This window comes from Mesorhizobium sp. B3-1-7 (assembly GCF_006439385.1).
GTDB lineage: Bacteria > Pseudomonadota > Alphaproteobacteria > Rhizobiales > Rhizobiaceae > Mesorhizobium.
In genome coordinates this window covers 12,516-32,393 of the sequence record NZ_VFTL01000007.1, presented here as the reverse complement: position 1 = coordinate 32,393, position 19,878 = coordinate 12,516, and the positions used below count along the sequence as shown (strand labels likewise).

The following is a 19,878-nucleotide window of genomic DNA, read 5'->3' as shown; positions in this document are numbered from 1 at the left end:
CAATAACGCTTGCCGGAATCGACGTGAAGAATCATTGGCGCAAAAAATAAAGCCGGATGGAAAGTCAACCACCCGGCTTCAATATATGGTAGATAATTTCGCTTTGGTTAATAGCGGTAGTGTTCGGGCTTGTACGGGCCCTGCGGCGTCACGCCGATATAGGCGGCCTGTTCGCCGGACAGCTCGGTGAGCTTGGCGCCGAGCTTGTCGAGATGCAGCCGCGCGACCTTCTCGTCGAGGTGCTTGGGCAGCACATAGACCTGATTCTCGTACTGGCCGTGCTTGCTGAAAAGCTCGATCTGCGCCAGCACCTGGTTCGTGAACGAGGCCGACATGACGAAGCTCGGATGACCAGTGGCGTTGCCGAGGTTGAGCAGGCGTCCCTCGGACAGAAGGATCATCCGCTTGCCGTCCGGGAAGGTGATCAGGTCGACCTGCGGCTTGACGTTGGTCCATTTCAGGTTGCGCAGCGACGCCACCTGGATCTCGTTGTCGAAGTGGCCGATATTGCCGACGATCACCATGTCCTTCATCGCCCGCATATGGTCGAGCGTGACGACGTCCTTGTTGCCGGTGGTGGTGATGACGATGTCGGCGTTGGGGGCCGCGTCTTCCAGCGTCACCACCTCATAGCCGTCCATCGCCGCCTGCAGCGCGCAGATCGGGTCGACCTCGGTGACCTTGACGCGGGCGCCGGCGCCGCGCAGCGAGGCCGACGAGCCCTTGCCGACGTCGCCATAGCCGCAGACCACCGCGACCTTGCCGGCCATCATCGTGTCGGTGCCGCGGCGGATGCCGTCGACCAGCGATTCCTTGCAGCCATATTTGTTGTCGAATTTCGACTTGGTGACGGAATCGTTGACGTTGATCGCCGGGAAGGGCAGCAGGCCCTTCTTCTGAAGCTGGTAGAGGCGGTTGACGCCGGTGGTGGTCTCCTCGGTGACACCGCGGATCGCTTCCCGCTGCTTGGTGAAGAAACCGGGCGAGGCCTTCAGGCGCTTCTTGATCTGCGCGACGAAGTATTCCTCCTCCTCGCTCTGTGGATTGGACAGCACATCCTCTCCGGCCTCGGCGCGCGCCCCGACCAGAATGTACATGGTGGCGTCGCCGCCATCGTCGAGGATCATGTTGGAGAGGCCGCCATCGGCCCACTGGAAGATCCTGTCGGTGTAATCCCAGTAGTCCTCCAGCGACTCGCCCTTGACCGCGAACACCGGGATGCCGGCCTCGGCGATCGCCGCGGCCGCATGGTCCTGCGTCGAGAAGATGTTGCAGGAGGCCCAGCGGATGTCGGCGCCCAGCGCCTTCAGCGTCTCGATCAGCACCGCTGTCTGGATGGTCATGTGCAGCGAGCCGGTGATGCGCGCGCCCTTCAGCGGCTTCTTGGCGCCGAACTCCTCGCGGCAGGCCATCAGGCCCGGCATTTCGGTTTCGGCGATCTCGATCTCCTTGCGGCCCCAGCCGGCAAGCGAGATGTCGGCGACCACATAGTCCTTGCTACCCGTCATGGCAGTGCTCCGGTGTGATTTTTTTCTCAAAGACGCGCCGGCGCCGGGAGGCGCGTGGAAGGGCGCGGTTGCCGGCTTGACTAGCAGATCGGCCGCCATACGACAATGGGACATAAAGAAATCTTTATGCGCGCATGTCTCTGGGGACGGTGCATGTCGCCCAAAAGTGCGCAACGGTTTTGGGATCACGACATGCATAAGCAGAAATCATGTCGCCCAAAGGTGCGCAACGGTTTTGGGATCACGACATGCACAAGCAGAAATCATGTCGCCCAAAAGTGCGCAGCGGTTTTGGGATCACGACATGCACCAAAGCAAAAATTTCAGATTTCCTCGCCGAAACGCGAGGCGACCAGCTGCTCCAGCGCATCCATGGCCGGCACGGCTTCCGGGCCGCTGGCGATGACGCGGATCGAATAGCCCGGGCTCGCCGCCAGCATCATCAGGCCCATGATCGAGGTGCCGCCGACCTTCACGCCGTCCTTCTCGACATGGATGGTGGCGTCGAAGCCGCTGGCGACCTGGACGAACTTGGCCGAAGCGCGCGCGTGCAGGCCGCGCTGATTGATGATCGGGAACTCCCGCACCACCTCGTCTGTGTGCGGCGCCGGTGCGTTCATTTGCTGCTCAGGAGCTGGCTGGCGACGTTGATGTATTTGCGGCCCGCCGCCTGCGCTTCGTCAAGCGCGGCGGCCATGTTGTCGCCCTTGCGGATCGAGGAGAGCTTGATCAGCATCGGCAGGTTCATGCCGGCGATGACCTCGGTGCGGCCGGATTCCATCACCGAGATGGCGAGGTTGGAGGGCGTGCCGCCGAACATGTCGGTGAGCACGATGACGCCGGTTCCGGTGTCGACGCGCGCCACGGCGTCGACGATGTCGGCCCGGCGCTGCTCCATGTCGTCATCGGCGCCGATCGCCACGGTTTCGAAATTGTCTTGCGGCCCGACGACATGCTCAACGGCATGCCGGAACTCGGTAGCGAGTTGACCGTGCGTCACGAGCACGAGTCCGATCATTCTCTGGTGGCTCCCGTCATCGCCTCTTCACAGGCGTATCTTATGTTCGCCAGCCATTCCAGGCGGCGGGAGCGCTATCTTGTCGACGCACGGCCGGTTGACAAGCCCAAAGTTGCGGCAGCTCGGGCCATTTTGACGCATCGCAGCAAAAAACCCGGGGCGGATCATGAAAAAGGCTGGATCGACAGCCGCGCCACCAGCAGGGGCAGCGCGGCGGTGACGTTTTGCCGGGCGACGTCGACGCGGGGCAGCCGGCATCCGTCGATCGTTTCCGTGGCTTCGTCCTGCAGGCGCACCATGTCGGGCGCCTCGACCAGCCGCACCACGAGGTCGATCACGGCGGCCGGTTCGAAAGCCAGCGGCCGCGGGCCGATGCCGTGCACCTCGGCGAGACCGGCGATGCTCGCCGGCGCGCGGCACACCAGCCGGCCGCCATGGGCCACCGCAAACAACTGGTCGTCGCCCACCAGCCGGGCAAAAAGCCCCCGCGCGCGGCAATGATCGATTAGCGCCAGCGCCAGCGTCGTCTTGCCGGCGCCCGACGGCCCGGTGATCAGCACGCCGCGCTCGCCGACCAGTATGGCCGTGCCATGGATGTTGCGGGGCTTTGCGGCGGCGTCCGGCATGTTCGGCTCGGCGATCAGGTTTCCGCCGGCAGCGTCACCATGAAACGCGCGCCTTTGATCTCGCCGGGCTTGGTGCCGGGGATGTTTTCGGCCGTCAGCGTGCCACCATGCGCCTCGACGATCTGGCGGCTGATCGACAGCCCGAGGCCGGAATTCTGGCCGAATGCCTCGCCGGCCGGCCGGTCGGTGTAGAAGCGCTCGAAGATGCGGTCGATCTTTTCGGCCCGGATGCCCGGGCCGTTGTCGTCGACGGTGATGATGTTGAACTTGCCCGCGCGCGCCAACGAGATCGCTATGTGGCCATGCTCGTCGGGCACGAAGGAGCGCGCGTTCTCGATCAGGTTGGTGATGACCTGGCCGATCCTGAGGTCGTGGCCGACAACGAAATAGCCTTTGGCGCCGGCCGGCAGCTTGGCGACCTTGAGCTCGATCTCGACGGCCTTCTTGTTGCGCGTCGCCTCGCGCGAGACCGCGATGAGATCGGTGGTGAATTTCTTCAGGTCGACGGTCGCGGCATCCTCGCGCGCCAGCTCGGCATCGAGCCGCGAAGCGTCCGAGATGTCGGTGATCAGCCGGTCGAGCCGCCTCACATCGTGCTGGATGATTTCCATCAGCCGGCCACGCGAGTTCTCGTTCTTCGCCAGGGGCAGCGTCTCGACCGCACTGCGCAGCGAAGTCAGCGGGTTCTTCAATTCATGCGAGACATCCGCCGCGAAACTTTCGATCGCCTCGATTCTCGCGTACAGCGCATTCGTCATGTCGCGCACGGCAATGGACAAATTGCCGATCTCGTCCTGGCGATCGGAAAAATCGGGGATTTCCTCGCGGTTCTTGACGCCGCGCCGCACCCTGACGGCGGCCGCGGAAAGCCGGCGCAGCGGATTGGCGATGGTGGAGGCGAGCAGCATCGACAGGATCGCGGTGACGAGCGCCGCCACCCCGAACACGCGCAGGATCGCCTTGCGCTCGGCCGCGACGATCTTGTCGATGTCGCCGCCTTCGGTGGACAGCATCAGCACGCCGAGCACGGCGCGGAAGCGCTGGATCGGCACCGCGACGGAGACGATCTGCTCGCCCTGCTCGCTCACCCGCACGATGGTCGAGGGGCTGCCGGTCAGCGCCTTGACCACTTCGGGGAAGGCGGCGCCATTGCCGCCGGGCTGCTCGTGGTAGACCGGCAGGTCCTTGTTGCGGAAGAAGTCGAAGATGAATTTCTCGACTTGCTCCACGACGCCGGGCTGTTCGTCGTCGACGGGCGGCAGGTCGTAGCGCAGGATCTGGCCGCGCGAATAAAGATGCCGCGAATCGAGCAGCAGGTTGGCGTCGCGGTCATAGATACGGGCGCGGGTGCGCGTCGGCGAAATCAAGCGTCGCAGCACCGGCGCCACGCGCTCGGGATTGATCGGGAAATCGAGGTTGTCGAGCTGGTCCGACCCCGGCCCCAGGCTTTCGCCCGCCTGCAGCTCAAGCAGCTTTTCCGGGTCGATGCTGATCGAATCGGTCTCGACGGTCGCCGAGGCCGCAATCGCGCCGGCGATGATCTCGCCCTGCGTCATCAGGCTTTCGACGCGCGCGTCGATCAGCCCGTCGCGGAAGGTGTTCAGGTAAAGGATGCCGGTGACCAGCACGGCGAGGCCGGCCAGGTTGAGGAACAGGATGCGCCGGGTCAGGCTGGAGAAGATGTGATGGCCGAGAAACCGGCGCATCGGCACCGTGAATTTCGACACGAAGGCGGGCACGATCCGCGACGGGCGCCTTGCCGCGCCCGTCCGTCTGCCTCGCTCTACTTCCACTGCCATCGACTAGCAGGCCCTGCTTAGTTAGTGGGTAGTGAGTGGGCAGTAGGCAGTAGGAGCAATGATTGGCTGACCGCGGCTATGCACGAATGGCCGCTCGCATCATTCAAAACTGACTACGGACTATTCCCTACTGCCTACTGCCTATTCTCATGCCTCGCGGAACCGGTATCCGACTCCGTAAAGGGTTTCGATCATCTCGAAGTCGTCGTCGACGGCCTTGAACTTCTTGCGCAGCCGCTTGATGTGGCTGTCGATGGTGCGGTCGTCGACATAGACCTGCTCATCATAGGCCGAATCCATCAGCGCATCACGGCTTTTTACCACGCCGGGGCGCTGCGCCAGCGAATGCAGGATGAGGAACTCGGTCACCGTCAGCGTCACCGGCTCGCCCTTCCAGGTGCAGGTGTGCCGCTCCTGGTCCATTACCAGCTGGCCGCGTTCGAGCGAGCGGGCCTGCTGGCTCGGCGCCTTGGCCGCCGCCTCGCGGGCGCTGGTCCGGCGCAGCACGGCGCGCACGCGCTCGACAAGGAGGCGCTGCGAGAAGGGTTTGCGGATGAAGTCGTCGGCGCCCATCTTGAGGCCGAACAATTCGTCGATCTCGTCATCCTTCGACGTCAAGAAGATGACCGGCAGGTCCGACTTCTGGCGCATGCGGCGAAGCAGCTCCATGCCGTCCATGCGCGGCATCTTGATGTCGAGGATGGCGAGGTTCGGCGGCCGCGCCGCCAGGCCTTCCAGCGCCGAGGCGCCGTCGGTGTAGGTTTCCACCCGATAGCCCTCGGATTCGAGCGCGATCGACACCGAGGTCAGAATATTACGGTCGTCGTCGACAAGCGCGATTGTTGCCATTTCAAGCGGCTCCCTCATGAGCTGTCCCTTCTGTCGTCGAGAAGGGGCTTTTGCAGGACAAATTGGGTACAAAATGTGGCACGGGCCTTGTCCGAAGTCACGAGCGGCCTGCCGTCACACGACATCGCACCCTAATTGGGATTGGACGCACCAAGCCTGCCAATCCTTTGGGCAACCTCTGCGATTTTTTGCACATATAAACGATTTAAACAACTTTCAAATTTTTTAAATCGATTAATGATTTGATATCATTCGGCTTTTCTGGTTTTGAACCTGACGGCCCCAGCGCGGGCTCCGGGAAGTCACCCGTCAGATGCGGCCAAATCCAGAGAGGAAATTTGATGTCGGAAGCCGGCAAACGCAACCCCGACTGCGCCATCGACGCGATCGGCCTGAAGACAACGGGCATGGTACGCTATAATTTTGGCGCGGCGGAACTCTACGAGGAAGCGATCCGGCGCGGCGAGGCGAGGTTGACCGCGCAGGGCGCGCTGGTCGCCGAGACCGGCCAGCACACCGGGCGTTCGCCGAAGGACAAATTCGTCGTGCGCGACGAGGCGACCGGCGGCCAAGTCTGGTGGGACAACAACAAGGCGATCTCGCCAGCACAGTTCGAAGCGCTGCTCGCGGATTTCAAGGCTCATGCGGCCGGCAAGGACCTCTACGTGCAGGACCTCGTCGGCGGCGCCGACGCCGATCTCAAGCTGCCGACCCGGGTCGTCACCGAATTCGCCTGGCATTCGCTGTTCATCCGCAATCTTCTGATCCGCCCTGAAGCCGCGGAGCTCGAGCGTTTCGTGCCGCGGATGACGATCATCGACCTGCCCTCCTTCCGCGCCGATCCGGCACGTCACGGCACCCGCACCGAGACGGTGATCGCGGTCGATCTCACCCGCAAGATCGTGCTGATCGGCGGCACCTCCTATGCCGGCGAGATGAAGAAGTCGGTGTTCACGATGCTGAACTACCTGCTGCCGGCAAAGGGCGTCATGCCGATGCACTGCTCCGCCAATGAAGGTCCGGACGGCGACGCGGCCGTCTTCTTCGGCCTGTCCGGCACCGGCAAGACGACCCTTTCCGCGGATCCGTCGCGCACGCTGATCGGCGACGACGAGCATGGCTGGGGTCCGCACGGCATCTTCAATTTCGAGGGCGGCTGCTACGCCAAGACGATCAGGCTGTCGGCAGAGGCCGAGCCGGAGATATTCGCCACCACGCAGCGCTTCGGCACGGTGCTGGAGAACGTGATGCTCGACGCCAGCCGCGTTCCGGATTTCAACGATGGCAGCCTGACCGAGAACACGCGCTGCGCCTATCCGCTGGACTTTATCCCCAATGCCTCGAAGACCGGCCGCGCCGGTCATCCGAAGAACATCATCATGCTGACCGCCGATGCCTTCGGCGTCATGCCGCCGATCGCCAGGCTGACGCCGGCGCAGGCGATGTACCACTTCCTGTCGGGCTATACAGCCAAGGTCGCCGGCACGGAAAAGGGCGTCACCGAGCCGGAAGCGACGTTCTCGACCTGCTTCGGCGCGCCGTTCATGCCGCGCCACCCGTCCGAATACGGCAATCTGCTGCGCGAGCTGATCGCCAGCCACGGCGTCGACTGCTGGCTGGTCAACACCGGCTGGACCGGCGGCGCCTATGGCACCGGCCGCCGCATGCCGATCAAGGTGACGCGCGCCTTGCTGGGCGCGGCGCTCGACGGTTCGCTGAACGCGGCCGAGTTCCGCACCGACGCCAATTTCGGCTTCGAGGTGCCGGTGGCGGTCCCGGGTGTCGACGGCGCCATTCTCGACCCGCGCTCGACCTGGGCGGACAAGGCCGGTTACGACCGCCAGGCCGCGAAGCTGGTCAACATGTTCGCGACCAATTTCGAGAAGTTCGAACGCCACGTCGACGCCACCATCCTCGGCGCCGCGCCGCGCTTGCAGGAAGCGGCTGAATAGCGGCCGCTTCTCATATCTTTCCTCCAGGGCCCGGCTCGCGCCGGGCCTTTTCTTTTTGCCGTCATCGCGTCATGAGTGCGTGCATGGCAAGCGACGACGACATCATCATCTCGGGCGAAGCGGTCATTCGTGCGGGCGACCTGCATGAGGACTTCATCCGCTCGTCCGGTCCGGGCGGCCAGAACGTCAACAAGGTGGCCACCGCCGTGCAGCTGCGTTTCGACGCGGCGAACGCTTCCGGCCTGTCCGAGCGGGTGCGCGAGCGTGCCATCAAGCTTGCCGGCCAGCGCGCCACCAAGGACGGCGTCATCGTCATCGAGGCCGGCCGCTTCCGCACCCAGGAGCAGAACCGGGCCGATGCGCGGGCGCGGCTGACGGCGTTGATCGCCAAGGCGGCCGAGCCGCCACCGCCGCCGCGCAAGAAGACCAGGCCGTCCAAAGGCGCCGTGGAGCGCCGCCTCAAGAGCAAGGCGGGTCGATCGACGGTGAAAAAGCTGCGCGGCCGTGTCGAGAACGATTAAGCACGGTTGAATCGGCTGCTTCCAATTCTGGGTTGCAGATGGCAAGCTCCGATTGCTGCAACAGCGAGGAGACCAGCCATGGGTATTTTCGATTTCGTCAAAGGCGTCGGCAAGAAGCTCGGCATCGGCGGCGACGACGAGGCATCGCCAAACGCGGATACGTTGAAGAAGGAGCTCGACTCCCACAAGCTGGGCACGGACGGCGTCGAGGTTGCCGTCCAGGGCGACACCGCGGTTTTGAAGGGCACGGTCAAGGATCAGTCGGTCTTCGAAAAGGCGGTGATCGCCGTCGGCAACACGCTCGGCGTCTCCAAGGTGCAGGCGGACGAGCTAAAGGTCGCGCCCGAGGCCGGCAAGGCGGCGCCGGCCAAGGAACCGACGCTCTATACCGTCCAGAAGGGCGATAATCTCTGGAAGATCGCCGAGAAATATTACGGCAAGGGGAAGGGCGCCAAGAACCACGTCATCTTCGAGGCCAACAAGCCGATGCTGACGCATCCCGACAAGATCTATCCCGGCCAGGTGCTGCGCATACCGGATATCGACCAGGCCTGAGGGGCATATTGCCGAGATTGAACGAACGGCGGCTTTCGGGTCGCCGTTTTCTTTTGCCGGTGGCATGCTGGAGCCGGATGATTTCAGGTCTGTTCGACCTGAAATCATCCGGCTCTAAATCAAAGAGATAGAGCATGATGTCGTCCGAAGGCCGCTTCACGCTTTTCGGCATCACGCTCCAGGGCGGATAACCGGATCGACCCATGCTCGTTCTTCCCAAAGGCGTCCGCCATATGCCGGGCTATATCGCCCGGCCGGCCCAGGAAGCGCTGGTCGAGGAGATCAGGCGCGTCGTGCAGGCAGCACCCCTCTACGTGCCGGCCATGCCGCGCACCGGCAAGGAGATGAGCGTGCGCATGACCAATTGCGGCGCGCTTGGCTGGGTCACCGACAAGGAGCGCGGCTATCGCTACCAGCCCACGCATCCGGTGACGGGCGAGCCCTGGCCGCCGATCCCGGAAGCCTTGCTGCAACTGTGGCGCGAGGTCTCGGCCTATTCGCATCCGCCCGAAGCATGCCTGGTCAACTTCTATTCGGCGGACGCAAGAATGGGCCTGCATCAGGATCGCGACGAGCAGGATTTCGCCGCGCCCGTGGTGTCGGTCTCGCTGGGCGACGACTGCCTGTTCCGGGTCGGTCAGGATAGGCGCGAAGACGGCACGAAGTCGTTCAGGCTGAAGAGCGGCGACGTCGTCGTGCTGGGCGGCGAGGGACGCCTCGCCTTCCACGGCGTCGACCGCATCTATCCCGCGACGTCGGCCCTTTTGAAGAATGGCGGCCGCATCAACCTGACGCTGCGGCGGGTGACGGTGCCGGGTTGACGCGAGTATCGCGAAGCAGCACCCGCACGGTCTCGTCCTCGGCGATTGGCCGGTAGTCTTGCATCAGACGGACATAGTCCTGGTGGCGCGACAGCTCTTCGGCCAAGGCTTGGTTGTTTTTCTGAATGATGAGTATCGTCGGTCGTTTCGTCTCGAGCTCGGCAAGCTTGCCGTCGATGTAGCGGTCGGCCATCTCACGATAGTGAGAGGCCGCCTCTTTGTTGCCGTCCCGGGTCGCGATCGCCGAAAGGTAAAGCGCCGTATCACTCAGCCAGTCGCTGCAATAGCGTGAGATCCATGTTCCGCCGAGCATGCGGGTAAGCGGATGGCCCGCCGCGATGTCTGAGCCGACCAGCGCGACGGTCGGTTGATGAACCACGGCCTTGACCTTGGCGACGAATTCACCGCCCGGCTTTTGTGTTTTCATGAACGGAATGGCCGCAGCGACGACGATGGCGGCCAACAACAGCTTTTGCCCCGGTTCCATCGTCCTGCCCGCCGACGAACGTGGCGCCTGATCGATTTGCGCGGTTCTCATCAGCAGCGCCGCCAGCAGCAGGCTAAACGCCGGGAATGCGTGATAGGGCCAACCCTTGGCCTGGTAGATCAACGGCGCCGTTGCCGCCAGCGAAGCGAGCGTGAACACGCTGACCAATGGCGACGGGGTTAAGCCCGGCCGAAGGAAATGCAGCATCAGGAGCGCGATAAGATAGACCGGGGCATAGTCGATCAGCAGCGCCTGCATGTTCCCCATCCGCATGTAGGTGTCGGCCAGTATCGGATAGATGACGCTGAGGAATTCCGGATAGCAAAGCATCACGGCCACGGCATAGGCGACGCAGATCAGGCCGATCACCCAATATTCGACTGCCAGCAATGGCAAAATCGACCGGCGCCGCCAGGCCACGTACAGCGCCGGGACGAACACCACCAGCGCGTAGTAGGGCTTCACCAACAACAGGACGCTGCCGCCAAGCCCGGCAAGCACCGCCACCAGCAGGCTTGGTCGTGTCTCGTTCGCCGGCGCCGCGCGCCAGGCCATCAGCACCAGCAAAGGCAGGAACAACGCAACGCCCAGGTGCTCCCGCTCGCTGAAGGCATTGCCGGGAAAGATGACCAGCAGCGCCAGGAACAGCGGCAGCATGGACAACAGCGCGCTGTTCTCCGCAAAGCCAGCCTGTCTGGCGATCAGCGCGGCAAAGCCGAGACCAATCAGGCAGACCGCATAGGCGTAGACATGGATCACCACTTCCGGCGACAGGCCGAGAGCCTGCGCCAGGGCCACGGCCGGCATGAACAACCAGGGCGTGAACGGCGGATTGACCTCGAACAGATCGACATAGAGCCGGGAGCCGGAAAGCACCCTTTCGGCCATGGTGATTGCCCAGCTGGTGTCGGGTATGACACCCCATCGCATTTGCCAGGGCACCGCCGCCGCCAAGACGAGCAGGCAGAGGACCAAGGTCCGTGTCACCACGCCGGCGCTGGACACGCCGGCCGGCGAGCGGTCCAGGATCGGGGTCATGGCCGACCTCTCGGCAAGCGAAGCGCGGGTTTCCATGTTCATCGGACCACCGCCGTGAAGACGAATTGGCGCAGGATAATGAAGTTCAGGACCGGAACCAGCGTGCAGGCCATTGCCACCGGCACCAATGCCGGCAGCCCGACGACGTCGGCGAGCACTACGGTCAGCCCGACCGTGAGCAGGAAGCCGACCGCGGTGGCGCAGGCAAAGCGAGCGATCTCGAAGCCGACCGCGCCGTCGGACATGAACGTCACGAAGCGATGCCCGCAATAGGAAAACACCGCCCCGGCGCCATAGGCGACGACCGAGCTGATCGCTGCCGGCAGGCCGAAACGGTCCGAAAGCGCAAGCGTCCCCACAGCATAGATCAGCGTCGACAGGCCGCCGATCGCGGCAAATCGCAGGATGCGCGCAGGCTCGGATCGGCCCTTCGCCCATGACCAGGAGCGATGCTCGGTCGCGGTGAACTGGCTTTTGGATTGGACTGCTTGTCGCAAGGTCAGCCGAGCCGCCGTTCGCGCGTCGCCGGCACACGGTCCTTCGGCGCTTCGGCGTTTCTCATCGCGGCGATCGCTTGCTCAAAACCGGTCAGGCGGTCGACCACATAGAGCGGTCTCCGCTTCACCTCGGCATGGATACCGCCGACATAGAGGCCGATGATGCCGGTCATGAAGAGATTGATGCCGGACAGGAAGGAGATGATCACCACTGTCGATGTCCAACCATGGACGACGTCGTTGGTGAAGAGCCAGGAAGCCAGGGCGTAAAGGCCGAGCACGGCCGCAAAGCCGGAAATGGCGAGGCCCGACCACAGCGCCAGCCGCAAAGGCTTGTCGGAAAAGCTGATGACGCCATGGACCGCCAGCCGCACCATTTTCCAGAACGGATATTTGGTTTCGCCGGCCGCTCGCTCGGGCCGTTCGAACGACACCGCCGTTTGCTTGAAACCCATCCAGCCGAACATGCCGCGCACGAAGCGGTCGCGCTCGGGCATCTGCTTGAAGGTTTCCAGGGCCTTTCGTCCCACGAGCCGGAAATCGCCGACGTCGCGGGGGATGGTCACGGAGGTCATCTGCTCGAGAGCGCGGTAGAAGAGGCTGGCGCTCGCACGCTTGAAGAGCGTTTCCCCCTCGCGTTTGGTGCGGCGGGCATAGACGATCTCATAGCCTTCCTTCCATTTGGCGACGAGGTCGAGCACCACTTCGGGCGGATCCTGCAAGTCCGCATCCATGACGATCACGGCGTCGCCGGCTGCGGCGTCCATGCCGGCGGTGATCGCGATCTGGTGGCCGAAATTGCGCGACAGTTCGATCAGCCGGAAGCGTGGGTCCGAGGCCGTCATGCCGCGCAGGAAGATGACGCTTGTATCCCGGCTGCCATCGTCGACGAAGATCGCCTCGGCGCTGGCGTCGAGCTTGTCGAGCAAGGCCGTGATCCGTCGCACGAGCAGCGGCAGCACCGCCTCCTCGTTGAAGATCGGAATGACCAGTGAATAGACCGGGGCCTTGCGGCCGGCGGCATTGCCCGCATTGATCACCGGTTGCCTCCCGACACCCGCTGGAGTTTGGCTCGCAAAGCTAGTCGGGATTGCCTAAGGCGCCGTTAAGGGGGTCACAATTTCCTTAACGCCACTTCCTCGATCAGGTGGTTGGCGCCCTTGCGCAGGATGAGATCGGCCCGCGCCCTGGTCGGCAGGATGTTCTCGCGCAGGTTCCTCAGGTTGATGTTGGCCCAGAGCCCTTCGGCGATGGCCCGCGCGGCGTCCTCGGAGAGCTGCGAATAGCGGTGGAAGAAGGAGTCCGGATTGCGGAAGGCGGTTTCACGCAGCCGCATGAAGCGCTGGATGTACCATTGATGGATCAGCTTCTCGTCGGCATCGATATAGATGGCGAAGTCGAAGAAGTCGGACAGGAATGGCACGATCTTGCCGTCCTTCGGCAGCTTGCCCGGCTGCAGGACGTTGATGCCTTCGAAGATCAGTATGTCCGGACGGTCGATGGTGACGAACTCGCCGGGGATCACGTCGTAGGTCAGGTGCGAATAGACCGGCGCGATGACGCTGTTTTGCGCCGACTTGATGCCGGACAGGAACCTGAGCAGCGCGCCGACGTCGTAGCTCTCGGGGAATCCCTTGCGCTCCATGAGGTTCTCGCGGCGCAGGATCTCGTTGGGCAACAGGAAGCCGTCGGTGGTGATGAGGTCCACCTTCGGGCTCGACGGCCAGCGCGCCAGAAGCTGCTTCAGCACGCGCGCCGTGGTCGACTTGCCGACCGCGACCGAGCCGGCGATGCCGATGATGAAGGGAGTCTTGACGACATCCTGCGCCTTGAAGAAGGCCTGGCGCTGCCTGAACAAAAGCTGGCTCGCCTCGACATGCGCCGAAAGCAGCCGCGACAACGAAAGGTAGATGCGCTTGACCTCTTCGAGGTCGACCGGGTCGTTGAGCGAGCGCAGCCGGTCGATCTCTTCTCCGGTCAGCGTCAGCGGCGTGTCGGCGCGGAACTGCGACCATTGCTCGGCGGAGAAGAATCGATAGGGGGAATACTTCTCGGTCGGAGCAAGCTGGTCCATCGGGTTTCCTACCCTCCTCGCCGTCAGCCCCGGGCCATCAACCGCGGGGACGGGACGCCTTTTCGGCGATGCCCGAGCGTCCGGTTCGGCTCTCGAGCTCCTTCAGCACGTCGTCAAGCGGAATGCCCGCTATGCCAAGGACGACCAGCCAATGATATATAAGATCGGCACTTTCCGAAACGAGGGCCTGCCTGTCGCCGCGGATGGCGGCGATCACGGTCTCGACCGCTTCCTCGCCGAGCTTCTGCGCCGCCTTGTCCATGCCCTTGGCGAACAGCTTCGCCGTCCATGAGTCAGCGTCGCCGGAATGGGCGCGCTGATGGATGATCGTTTCCAGCTCGGCGAGCGAAAATTGAGCCATAGCAGTGGTTTAAGTCCGATGTGCCGACGAGTCCAGCCGCATCGGCAGGCCGGCTCTGGCCATGTGCGCCTTGGCCTCGGCGATCGTGAAGGTGCCGAAGTGGAAGATCGAGGCGGCAAGCACCGCACCGGCATGGCCGTCGCGGATGCCTTCGACCAGGTGATCGAGGGTTCCGACGCCGCCGGAAGCGATCACCGGCGCGCGCACCGCGTCTGCAATCGCGCGGGTGAGCGCAATGTCGTAGCCGGCCTTGGTGCCGTCGCGGTCCATCGAGGTCAAAAGGATCTCACCGGCGCCGCGATCGACCATCGTCTTGGCGAATTCGACCGCGTCGACGCCGGTCTTCTCGCGTCCGCCATGAGTGAAAATCTCCCAGCGATCGGCTTCGCCGGCCGCCGACACCTTCTTGGCGTCGATCGCCACGACGATGCACTGGTTGCCGAACTTGTCGGCGGCTTCCGCGACGAAATCCGGGTTCTTCACCGCCGCGGTGTTGATCGATACCTTGTCGGCGCCGGCCAGAAGCAGCTTGCGGATGTCGGCCACCTGGCGCACGCCGCCGCCGACGGTGAGCGGCATGAAGCACTGCTCGGCCGTCCTGGCGACCACGTCGAAGATCGTCTCGCGATTGTCGGACGATGCGGTGATGTCGAGGAAACAGAGTTCGTCGGCGCCTGCGGCATCATAAGCCTTGGCGGCCTCGACCGGGTCGCCGGCATCGATCAAGTCGACGAAATTGACGCCCTTGACCACGCGGCCGTTCTTGACGTCGAGGCAGGGGATGACGCGGGCCTTGAGCATCACTTGCCTTCCAGGGTCGAGAGCAGGTCGACCACCAGCTCGCCGACCAGCGGCGGCACGTCGCCCTTGGGGTCGAAGGCCGGATCATAGGCGGAAATGGTCAGCCCGGCGATGGCGAGCGGACCGGCGAGACCGCACATCGCGGTGCGCACCTGTTCGGGCGCCGGACCGCCGGGCGTGGTGTAGCGGTTGGCCTGCAGCTTCTCGGGATCGTGCACGTCGAGGTCGACATGCATGTGCACCTGGTTTGCGCCGTCGGCCTTCAGCCTTTGCGCAGCAGCCTTCCAGTCCGGGCACTCGGTCCGGATAACGGGCAGCGCTTTCAGCAGCTCCTTTTCGGCCTCGTCGAGGTCGCGCGCATTGACCAAAACACAACGCGACGGATCGACCGGCTTGAAGCCGGGGATCTGGTTGGCCATCGGCCGCCAGCACAGGCCGAGTGCGACAGCCAGCGCCATGCCGTCGAGGAAGCCGGTGGTGGAGGTCTCAGGCGTGTTGAGGTCGCCATGCTGGTCGGCCCAGATAATGGCATCGGCGCCGGCACCGGCCACGGCGCCCGCGGCGGTCAGGCAGTTGCCCGCCAGCACGATCGGAAACCGCTTCTTGTCCATCGCGATGCGGACCTGGCCCGAAACGGCATTGCAGACGGCGAATCCGGTACTGATCTCGCGCTCTTCTTCGTCCTCGACCACCTTGCCGATGTCATGCACCTCGACGTCGTGGCCGGCGAGCTTCAGCGCCTCGGCCAGCCCGCCCGAGATCAGCGCGTCCGGGCCCTGGCCGCAGCCGCCGTGGAAATGGCCGCTGTCATAGGATGCCAGGATGATGGAAATGTTCACGCTCTTGCCTCCGCCCGCTCGCCGCGCAGGATCGCCAGCGCCTCGGCCGGGTCGATACGTCCGTCATATAGGGCGCGGCCGGAGATCGCGCCTTCGAGTTTGTGCGCGTCCGGCATGGTCATGCGCACGATGTCGGCGATCGAGGCGAGGCCGCCGGATGCGATCACCGGAATGGACACCGCCTCGGCGAGGTCGATGGTCGAATCCCAGTTGATGCCGGTCAGCACACCGTCCCGATCGATATCGGTGTAGATGATGGCGGCCACACCTGCGCCCTCGAACTTCTTCGCCAGCTCGATGACGCCGAGCTCAGAGGCCTCGGCCCAGCCCTCGACGGCGACCTTGCCGCCCTTGGCGTCGATGCCGACCGCTATTTTTCCGGGAAAAGCCTTGCAGGCTTGCTTGACCAGTTCGGGTTCGCGCACCGCCACGGTGCCGAGGATAACGCGCGTCAGGCCGCGGTCCAGCCAATCCTCGATCTGCGGCAAGGTGCGGATGCCGCCGCCGAGCTGCACCGGATTCTTCGTCGCTTTCAGGATGGCGCCGACCGCCGCCGAATTGACGCTCTGGCCCTTGAAGGCGCCGTTGAGGTCGACGACATGCAGCCACTCGAAGCCTTGGTCCTCGAAGGCCTTCGCCTGCGCGGCGGGATCGTCGTTGTAGATGGTGGCGGTGGCCATGTCGCCGTGCTTCAGGCGCACGCACTTGCCGTCCTTGAGGTCGATCGCCGGAAACAGGATCATGGGTCAGGCGCCCTCGACGATGACGAAATGGCCGGTCGAGGCGGCGAGCCGGAACTTCGAGGCATGCTGATATTCAGGCGAGTGATAGCATTCGATCGCCTTGTCGTAGGTGTCGAACTCGACCAGCACGTGACGGTTGCCGGTCGCTCCTTCCGGGCTCTCGTAGCGGCCGGCCCGGACCGGGAACTTCGCGCCGTATTTCGCGAAGGCGACGGCATTGGCTTCGATATACTGCTTGTAGACGTCCGGATCGCGGACATCGATCATCGCCATCCAATAGCCCTTCTTGCTCATTTTCAGGGCCTCCACTTCAAGAAATTGGTGATCAAGGCCAGGCCGAGCGCCTGACTCTTCTCGGGATGGAACTGCGTGCCGGCGATATTGTCGCGCGCAACCGCGGCCGTCACCGCGCCGCCATAGTCGGCCACCGCGAGCACCTCGTCCGCGTTCGTCGCGTCCAGATAATAGGAATGGACGAAATAGGCGTGCAATCCCTTCGCGCCGGTCTCGATGCCGGAAAACAGCGGATGCGGGCGGGTAAGCTCGATCGTGTTCCAGCCGATCTGCGGGATTTTCAGCGCCGGATCGGACGGCGTGATCTCCTTGACGTCGCCGGCGATCCAGCCGAGGCCCTTGGTGACAGTCTTTTCGAGGCCGCGTTCCGACATCAGTTGCATGCCGACGCAGATGCCGAGGAAAGGCCGCCCCTTGGCGATTGCCGCTTCCTCCACCGCCTCCCACATGCCCGCCACCGCGTGCAGGCCGGCGGCGCAGTCGGCATAGGCGCCGACACCCGGCAGTACGATGCGGTCGGCGGAACGCACCCGCTCTGCGTCGGCCGTCAGCTCAATGGCCGCGGCAAGGCCAGCCTCGTGCGCGGCGCGCTCGAAGGCCTTGGTGGCCGAGCGCAGATTGCCCGAGCCGTAGTCGATGATGGCTACCCGCATGTCAGGGCCTTCCGGGCGTATGGGTCAGTCCCAGCGCCATGCCTGTCTGTGGCGGACGGGCCAGCGACGCATCCGGCACGATGCGCGGCATTGGCGCCTCCTCCTCGACATCGTCGGCGGTTTCCAGCGCATGGCGCGTCTCGGCATCGCCGAGATTGCCGGCCTCGACCACGCCCCATTCCCGCCAGCCGCGCCGGCGAAGTGCCGCGATGCGCAGGCCCCAGCCTTCGAACCCGACATAGAGCGAGACCAGCAGCGACAGCAGCGATCCGGCCGCTTCGAGCCCGAGCCTCTCGCCGAGCACCGACAGGAGCGCCATGACGATGAAGGTCAGGGCCGCCTCGATCCACAGCCGGTGCCAGGCGAGCCAGAGCGGCGCGGCCAGGAAGCCCAGCCAGGTGAAACTGTCGCGCACGAAGATCGCGTCCTCGGCTTTGTTGCCGCCAGCCGGCGGCTGCATCACCACATAGATCGCCATAGGGCTATCCTTTCAGGGATCCCTTGGTGGAAGGCACCGTGTCAGGCTGGCGCGGATCGCGCTCCAGCGCCGCGCGCAGCGCCCGCGCCACCGCCTTGAAGCAGGTTTCGGCGATGTGATGGTTGTTGGCGCCGTAATGGTTGGTCACGTGCAGCGTGATGCCGGCATTCTGCGCCAGCGCCTGGAAGAACTCGCGCACCAGTTCGGTGTCGAACGTGCCGATCTTCGGCGACGAGAAGGCGACGTTCCAGACCAGGAAAGGCCGGCCGGAGACGTCGATCGCCGCCCTGGTCAGCGTCTCGTCCATGGCGAGGTCGATCGAGGCGTAGCGCATGATGCCGCGCCGCTCGCCCAGCGCCTTGCTCAACGCCTGGCCGATCGCGATGCCGGTGTCCTCGACGGTGTGGTGGTCGTCGATATGCAGGTCGCCCTTGGCCTTGATCGTTATGTCGATCAGCGAATGCCGCGACAACTGGTCGAGCATATGGTCGAAGAAGCCGACACCGGTCGAAATGTCGGATTTTCCCTTGCCGTCGACATGGACGGAGACCGAAATCTCGGTTTCCTTGGTCTTGCGGCTGACTTCGGCCGAACGCGTCATCGCTCTGTCCTTGTTGCCCTGTTCGGAGGCGCCAGGGCTTGAAAACGAAAGCCTTCTATCAGCATGATCCGGCGATTGCCAGTTGCCATTCCGGCCGCTATCGGCGCTCGGGCGAGGGGCGGTTTGCAATCGTTGGCCTTGTGCATACATATGGCCGATCAAACTCACTCGTACCGCGCCAATCGCCTTTTCAAGGGATAGCGCGCATCGGAGCTCAAATGTCGAACGAACTCACCATGCACGCCACGACCATCATCAGCGTGCGCAAGGGCAATAAGGTCGTGATCGCCGGCGACGGCCAAGTCAGCCTCGGCCAGACGATCATGAAGGGCAACGCCCGCAAGGTGCGCCGCATCGGCAAGGGCGGCAGCGTCATTGCCGGCTTCGCCGGCGCCACCGCCGATGCCTTCACCTTGCTCGAGCGGCTCGAGGCCAAGCTCGAGCAATATCCCGACCAGCTGACGCGCGCCTGCGTCGAGCTCGCCAAGGACTGGCGCACCGACCGCTATCTGCGCCGCCTGGAAGCCATGATGCTGGTCGCCGACAAGTCGGTCTCGCTGGCGCTGACCGGCAATGGCGACGTGCTGGAGCCCGAGCATGGAGTCATGGCCATCGGTTCCGGCGGCAATTACGCGCTGGCGGCTGCCCGCGCGCTGATCGACACCGACAAGGATGCCGAGGAGATCGCCCGCAAGGCGATGCAGATCGCAGCCGACATCTGCGTCTACACCAACAGCAATTTTGTTGTCGAAACGCTCGATGCCGCCTGACGACCATGATCCCGAACCGAAGGACCGCGAAAGCGAAAAGTGGCCGCCGGTTTTCGGACAAGATCATGATCGAACCAGCAGACACATATGATTTTCGGCCGGTCACGGAAAAAGACCTGCCGATGATCGCCAGTTGGCTGCGCGAGCCGCATGTTGCCGCATGGTGGGACGATCCGACCAAGGAAATCGCCGAGATCCGCGAGCATATCGATTCGGTCTCGGTGGAACCGCTGATCGTCGAGCTCGGCAGCAGGCCGATCGCCTATCTGCAGAGCTATGACCCGCATATGGAGGACGATCATCCCTATGCCGATCAGCCCTTCGGCACGCTTGGCATCGATCTGTCGATCGGTCCGCCGGAGCTGGTCGGCATCGGCCATGGCTCGGCCATCGTGCGCCAGTTCGTCGAGGAGCTTTTCGAGGAGGGCGCGCCGCGCGTCATCATCGATCCGCATCCCGACAATGGCCGCGCCATCCGCGCCTATGAGAAGGCGGGCTTCAGGCCGATCGGCCGCAGGCATTCGCAATATGGGGACGTCGTGCTGATGGCTGTCGAGGCGGCCGAAGACGACGAAATTTTGGGGGACTGACTG

Annotated in this window: 24 protein-coding genes; 6 read left to right on the top strand and 18 right to left on the bottom strand. The window is 64.0% G+C overall.

What is annotated here, in order from left to right:
- Window positions 1-107: 107 nt before the first annotated feature.
- The 6 genes from ahcY to FJ417_RS07680 all read right to left on the bottom strand — a co-directional run bounded on the left by ahcY (window position 108) and on the right by FJ417_RS07680 (window position 5,800).
- Window positions 108-1,508, bottom strand: a complete 1,401-nt coding sequence (gene ahcY, locus FJ417_RS07710; protein ID WP_140783045.1) for an adenosylhomocysteinase — start codon at window positions 1,506-1,508, stop codon at window positions 108-110.
- 323 nt (window positions 1,509-1,831) lie between these two features.
- On the bottom strand, window positions 1,832-2,128 hold the full coding sequence (locus tag FJ417_RS07705) for an HPr family phosphocarrier protein (RefSeq protein ID WP_140783044.1): 297 nt from the start codon (window positions 2,126-2,128) through the stop codon (window positions 1,832-1,834).
- Window positions 2,125-2,526 (bottom strand): PTS sugar transporter subunit IIA, encoded by a 402-nt coding sequence (locus FJ417_RS07700; RefSeq protein ID WP_140674263.1) that lies wholly within the window; start codon window positions 2,524-2,526, stop codon window positions 2,125-2,127. Before FJ417_RS07700 ends, FJ417_RS07705 begins: the two co-directional genes overlap by 4 nt.
- Window positions 2,527-2,690: 164 nt before the next feature.
- Window positions 2,691-3,152 carry an HPr kinase/phosphorylase gene (locus FJ417_RS07690; protein WP_140783043.1) on the bottom strand — a complete coding sequence of 154 codons (462 nt, stop codon included), beginning with the start codon at window positions 3,150-3,152 and terminating at the stop codon, window positions 2,691-2,693.
- Window positions 3,153-3,166: 14 nt separating this feature from the next.
- Complete coding sequence (locus FJ417_RS07685; protein WP_140783042.1) at window positions 3,167-4,951, bottom strand: sensor histidine kinase; 1,785 nt, start codon at window positions 4,949-4,951, stop codon at window positions 3,167-3,169.
- A 147-nt stretch (window positions 4,952-5,098) separates the two neighbouring features.
- Window positions 5,099-5,800 carry a response regulator transcription factor gene (locus FJ417_RS07680; RefSeq protein ID WP_006201274.1) on the bottom strand — a complete coding sequence of 234 codons (702 nt, stop codon included), beginning with the start codon at window positions 5,798-5,800 and terminating at the stop codon, window positions 5,099-5,101.
- A gap of 341 nt (window positions 5,801-6,141) precedes the next feature.
- Between FJ417_RS07680 and FJ417_RS07675 the strand changes: the two genes are divergently transcribed.
- The 4 genes from FJ417_RS07675 (at window position 6,142) to FJ417_RS07655 (ending at window position 9,649) form a co-directional block, all read left to right on the top strand.
- Window positions 6,142-7,752 (top strand): phosphoenolpyruvate carboxykinase, encoded by a 1,611-nt coding sequence (locus FJ417_RS07675; RefSeq protein WP_140783041.1) that lies wholly within the window; start codon window positions 6,142-6,144, stop codon window positions 7,750-7,752.
- 83 nt (window positions 7,753-7,835) lie between these two features.
- A complete protein-coding gene (gene arfB, locus FJ417_RS07670; RefSeq protein ID WP_140641734.1) occupies window positions 7,836-8,273 on the top strand; it encodes an alternative ribosome rescue aminoacyl-tRNA hydrolase ArfB in 438 nt (145 codons plus the stop codon).
- Between the two features lie 78 nt (window positions 8,274-8,351).
- Entirely contained in the window at window positions 8,352-8,828 is a 477-nt protein-coding gene (lysM, locus tag FJ417_RS07665; protein ID WP_140783040.1) for a peptidoglycan-binding protein LysM, read from the top strand.
- Between the two features lie 203 nt (window positions 8,829-9,031).
- Window positions 9,032-9,649, top strand: coding sequence for an alpha-ketoglutarate-dependent dioxygenase AlkB (locus tag FJ417_RS07655; protein ID WP_140783038.1), 618 nt, complete (start codon window positions 9,032-9,034; stop codon window positions 9,647-9,649).
- Here the strand turns inward: FJ417_RS07655 and FJ417_RS07650 are convergent.
- The 12 genes from FJ417_RS07650 to hisB all read right to left on the bottom strand — a co-directional run bounded on the left by FJ417_RS07650 (window position 9,612) and on the right by hisB (window position 18,515).
- Window positions 9,612-11,216 (bottom strand): glycosyltransferase family 39 protein, encoded by a 1,605-nt coding sequence (locus FJ417_RS07650; protein WP_140783037.1) that lies wholly within the window; start codon window positions 11,214-11,216, stop codon window positions 9,612-9,614. The genes FJ417_RS07655 and FJ417_RS07650 overlap by 38 nt on opposite strands.
- Window positions 11,213-11,671, bottom strand: a complete 459-nt coding sequence (locus FJ417_RS07645; protein ID WP_181183173.1) for a GtrA family protein — start codon at window positions 11,669-11,671, stop codon at window positions 11,213-11,215. The genes FJ417_RS07650 and FJ417_RS07645 overlap by 4 nt, the downstream gene beginning before the upstream one ends.
- Window positions 11,672-11,673: 2 nt before the next feature.
- On the bottom strand, window positions 11,674-12,711 hold the full coding sequence (locus FJ417_RS07640) for a glycosyltransferase family 2 protein (protein WP_246687412.1): 1,038 nt from the start codon (window positions 12,709-12,711) through the stop codon (window positions 11,674-11,676).
- 74 nt (window positions 12,712-12,785) lie between these two features.
- The gene (gene coaA / locus FJ417_RS07635; RefSeq protein ID WP_140783035.1) at window positions 12,786-13,745 is read right to left on the bottom strand and encodes a type I pantothenate kinase; all 960 of its coding nucleotides are present in this window, start codon (window positions 13,743-13,745) and stop codon (window positions 12,786-12,788) included.
- 37 nt (window positions 13,746-13,782) lie between these two features.
- Complete coding sequence (locus tag FJ417_RS07630; RefSeq protein ID WP_140658734.1) at window positions 13,783-14,106, bottom strand: phosphoribosyl-ATP diphosphatase; 324 nt, start codon at window positions 14,104-14,106, stop codon at window positions 13,783-13,785.
- Window positions 14,107-14,115: 9 nt separating this feature from the next.
- On the bottom strand, window positions 14,116-14,910 hold the full coding sequence (gene hisF, locus FJ417_RS07625; protein ID WP_181183172.1) for an imidazole glycerol phosphate synthase subunit HisF: 795 nt from the start codon (window positions 14,908-14,910) through the stop codon (window positions 14,116-14,118).
- A complete protein-coding gene (locus FJ417_RS07620; RefSeq protein ID WP_140783033.1) occupies window positions 14,907-15,746 on the bottom strand; it encodes an arginase family protein in 840 nt (279 codons plus the stop codon). Before FJ417_RS07620 ends, hisF begins: the two co-directional genes overlap by 4 nt.
- A complete protein-coding gene (gene hisA, locus FJ417_RS07615) occupies window positions 15,743-16,489 on the bottom strand; it encodes a 1-(5-phosphoribosyl)-5-[(5-phosphoribosylamino)methylideneamino]imidazole-4-carboxamide isomerase (protein WP_140783032.1) in 747 nt (248 codons plus the stop codon). The genes FJ417_RS07620 and hisA overlap by 4 nt, the downstream gene beginning before the upstream one ends.
- Before the next feature lie 3 nt (window positions 16,490-16,492).
- The gene (locus tag FJ417_RS07610; RefSeq protein WP_140641712.1) at window positions 16,493-16,783 is read right to left on the bottom strand and encodes a DUF1330 domain-containing protein; all 291 of its coding nucleotides are present in this window, start codon (window positions 16,781-16,783) and stop codon (window positions 16,493-16,495) included.
- A gap of 2 nt (window positions 16,784-16,785) precedes the next feature.
- The gene (gene hisH / locus FJ417_RS07605; protein ID WP_140783031.1) at window positions 16,786-17,436 is read right to left on the bottom strand and encodes an imidazole glycerol phosphate synthase subunit HisH; all 651 of its coding nucleotides are present in this window, start codon (window positions 17,434-17,436) and stop codon (window positions 16,786-16,788) included.
- Between the two features lies 1 nt (window position 17,437).
- A complete protein-coding gene (locus FJ417_RS07600) occupies window positions 17,438-17,914 on the bottom strand; it encodes a DUF2628 domain-containing protein (protein ID WP_140783030.1) in 477 nt (158 codons plus the stop codon).
- Between the two features lie 4 nt (window positions 17,915-17,918).
- A complete protein-coding gene (gene hisB, locus FJ417_RS07595) occupies window positions 17,919-18,515 on the bottom strand; it encodes an imidazoleglycerol-phosphate dehydratase HisB (protein WP_140783029.1) in 597 nt (198 codons plus the stop codon).
- A 218-nt stretch (window positions 18,516-18,733) separates the two neighbouring features.
- On the opposite strand from hisB, the gene hslV reads away from it, so the two are divergent.
- On the top strand, window positions 18,734-19,285 hold the full coding sequence (gene hslV / locus FJ417_RS07590; protein WP_140658741.1) for an ATP-dependent protease subunit HslV: 552 nt from the start codon (window positions 18,734-18,736) through the stop codon (window positions 19,283-19,285).
- Between the two features lie 65 nt (window positions 19,286-19,350).
- Window positions 19,351-19,875, top strand: coding sequence for a GNAT family N-acetyltransferase (locus tag FJ417_RS07585; RefSeq protein WP_140783028.1), 525 nt, complete (start codon window positions 19,351-19,353; stop codon window positions 19,873-19,875).
- The last annotated feature ends 3 nt before the right edge of the window (window positions 19,876-19,878 follow it).

Coding starts and splice junctions, on each gene's coding strand:
- ahcY (WP_140783045.1), bottom strand. CDS start 1,508: ATGACGGGTAGCAAGGACTATGTGGTCGCCGACATCTCGCTTGCCGGC.
- FJ417_RS07705 (WP_140783044.1), bottom strand. CDS start 2,128: ATGAACGCACCGGCGCCGCACACAGACGAGGTGGTGCGGGAGTTCCCG.
- FJ417_RS07700 (WP_140674263.1), bottom strand. CDS start 2,526: ATGATCGGACTCGTGCTCGTGACGCACGGTCAACTCGCTACCGAGTTC.
- FJ417_RS07690 (WP_140783043.1), bottom strand. CDS start 3,152: ATGCCGGACGCCGCCGCAAAGCCCCGCAACATCCATGGCACGGCCATA.
- FJ417_RS07685 (WP_140783042.1), bottom strand. CDS start 4,951: ATGGCAGTGGAAGTAGAGCGAGGCAGACGGACGGGCGCGGCAAGGCGC.
- FJ417_RS07680 (WP_006201274.1), bottom strand. CDS start 5,800: ATGGCAACAATCGCGCTTGTCGACGACGACCGTAATATTCTGACCTCG.
- FJ417_RS07675 (WP_140783041.1), top strand. CDS start 6,142: ATGTCGGAAGCCGGCAAACGCAACCCCGACTGCGCCATCGACGCGATC.
- arfB (WP_140641734.1), top strand. CDS start 7,836: ATGGCAAGCGACGACGACATCATCATCTCGGGCGAAGCGGTCATTCGT.
- lysM (WP_140783040.1), top strand. CDS start 8,352: ATGGGTATTTTCGATTTCGTCAAAGGCGTCGGCAAGAAGCTCGGCATC.
- FJ417_RS07655 (WP_140783038.1), top strand. CDS start 9,032: ATGCTCGTTCTTCCCAAAGGCGTCCGCCATATGCCGGGCTATATCGCC.
- FJ417_RS07650 (WP_140783037.1), bottom strand. CDS start 11,216: ATGAACATGGAAACCCGCGCTTCGCTTGCCGAGAGGTCGGCCATGACC.
- coaA (WP_140783035.1), bottom strand. CDS start 13,745: ATGGACCAGCTTGCTCCGACCGAGAAGTATTCCCCCTATCGATTCTTC.
- FJ417_RS07630 (WP_140658734.1), bottom strand. CDS start 14,106: ATGGCTCAATTTTCGCTCGCCGAGCTGGAAACGATCATCCATCAGCGC.
- hisA (WP_140783032.1), bottom strand. CDS start 16,489: ATGATCCTGTTTCCGGCGATCGACCTCAAGGACGGCAAGTGCGTGCGC.
- FJ417_RS07610 (WP_140641712.1), bottom strand. CDS start 16,783: ATGAGCAAGAAGGGCTATTGGATGGCGATGATCGATGTCCGCGATCCG.
- hisH (WP_140783031.1), bottom strand. CDS start 17,436: ATGCGGGTAGCCATCATCGACTACGGCTCGGGCAATCTGCGCTCGGCC.
- FJ417_RS07600 (WP_140783030.1), bottom strand. CDS start 17,914: ATGGCGATCTATGTGGTGATGCAGCCGCCGGCTGGCGGCAACAAAGCC.
- hisB (WP_140783029.1), bottom strand. CDS start 18,515: ATGACGCGTTCGGCCGAAGTCAGCCGCAAGACCAAGGAAACCGAGATT.
- hslV (WP_140658741.1), top strand. CDS start 18,734: ATGTCGAACGAACTCACCATGCACGCCACGACCATCATCAGCGTGCGC.
- FJ417_RS07585 (WP_140783028.1), top strand. CDS start 19,351: ATGATCGAACCAGCAGACACATATGATTTTCGGCCGGTCACGGAAAAA.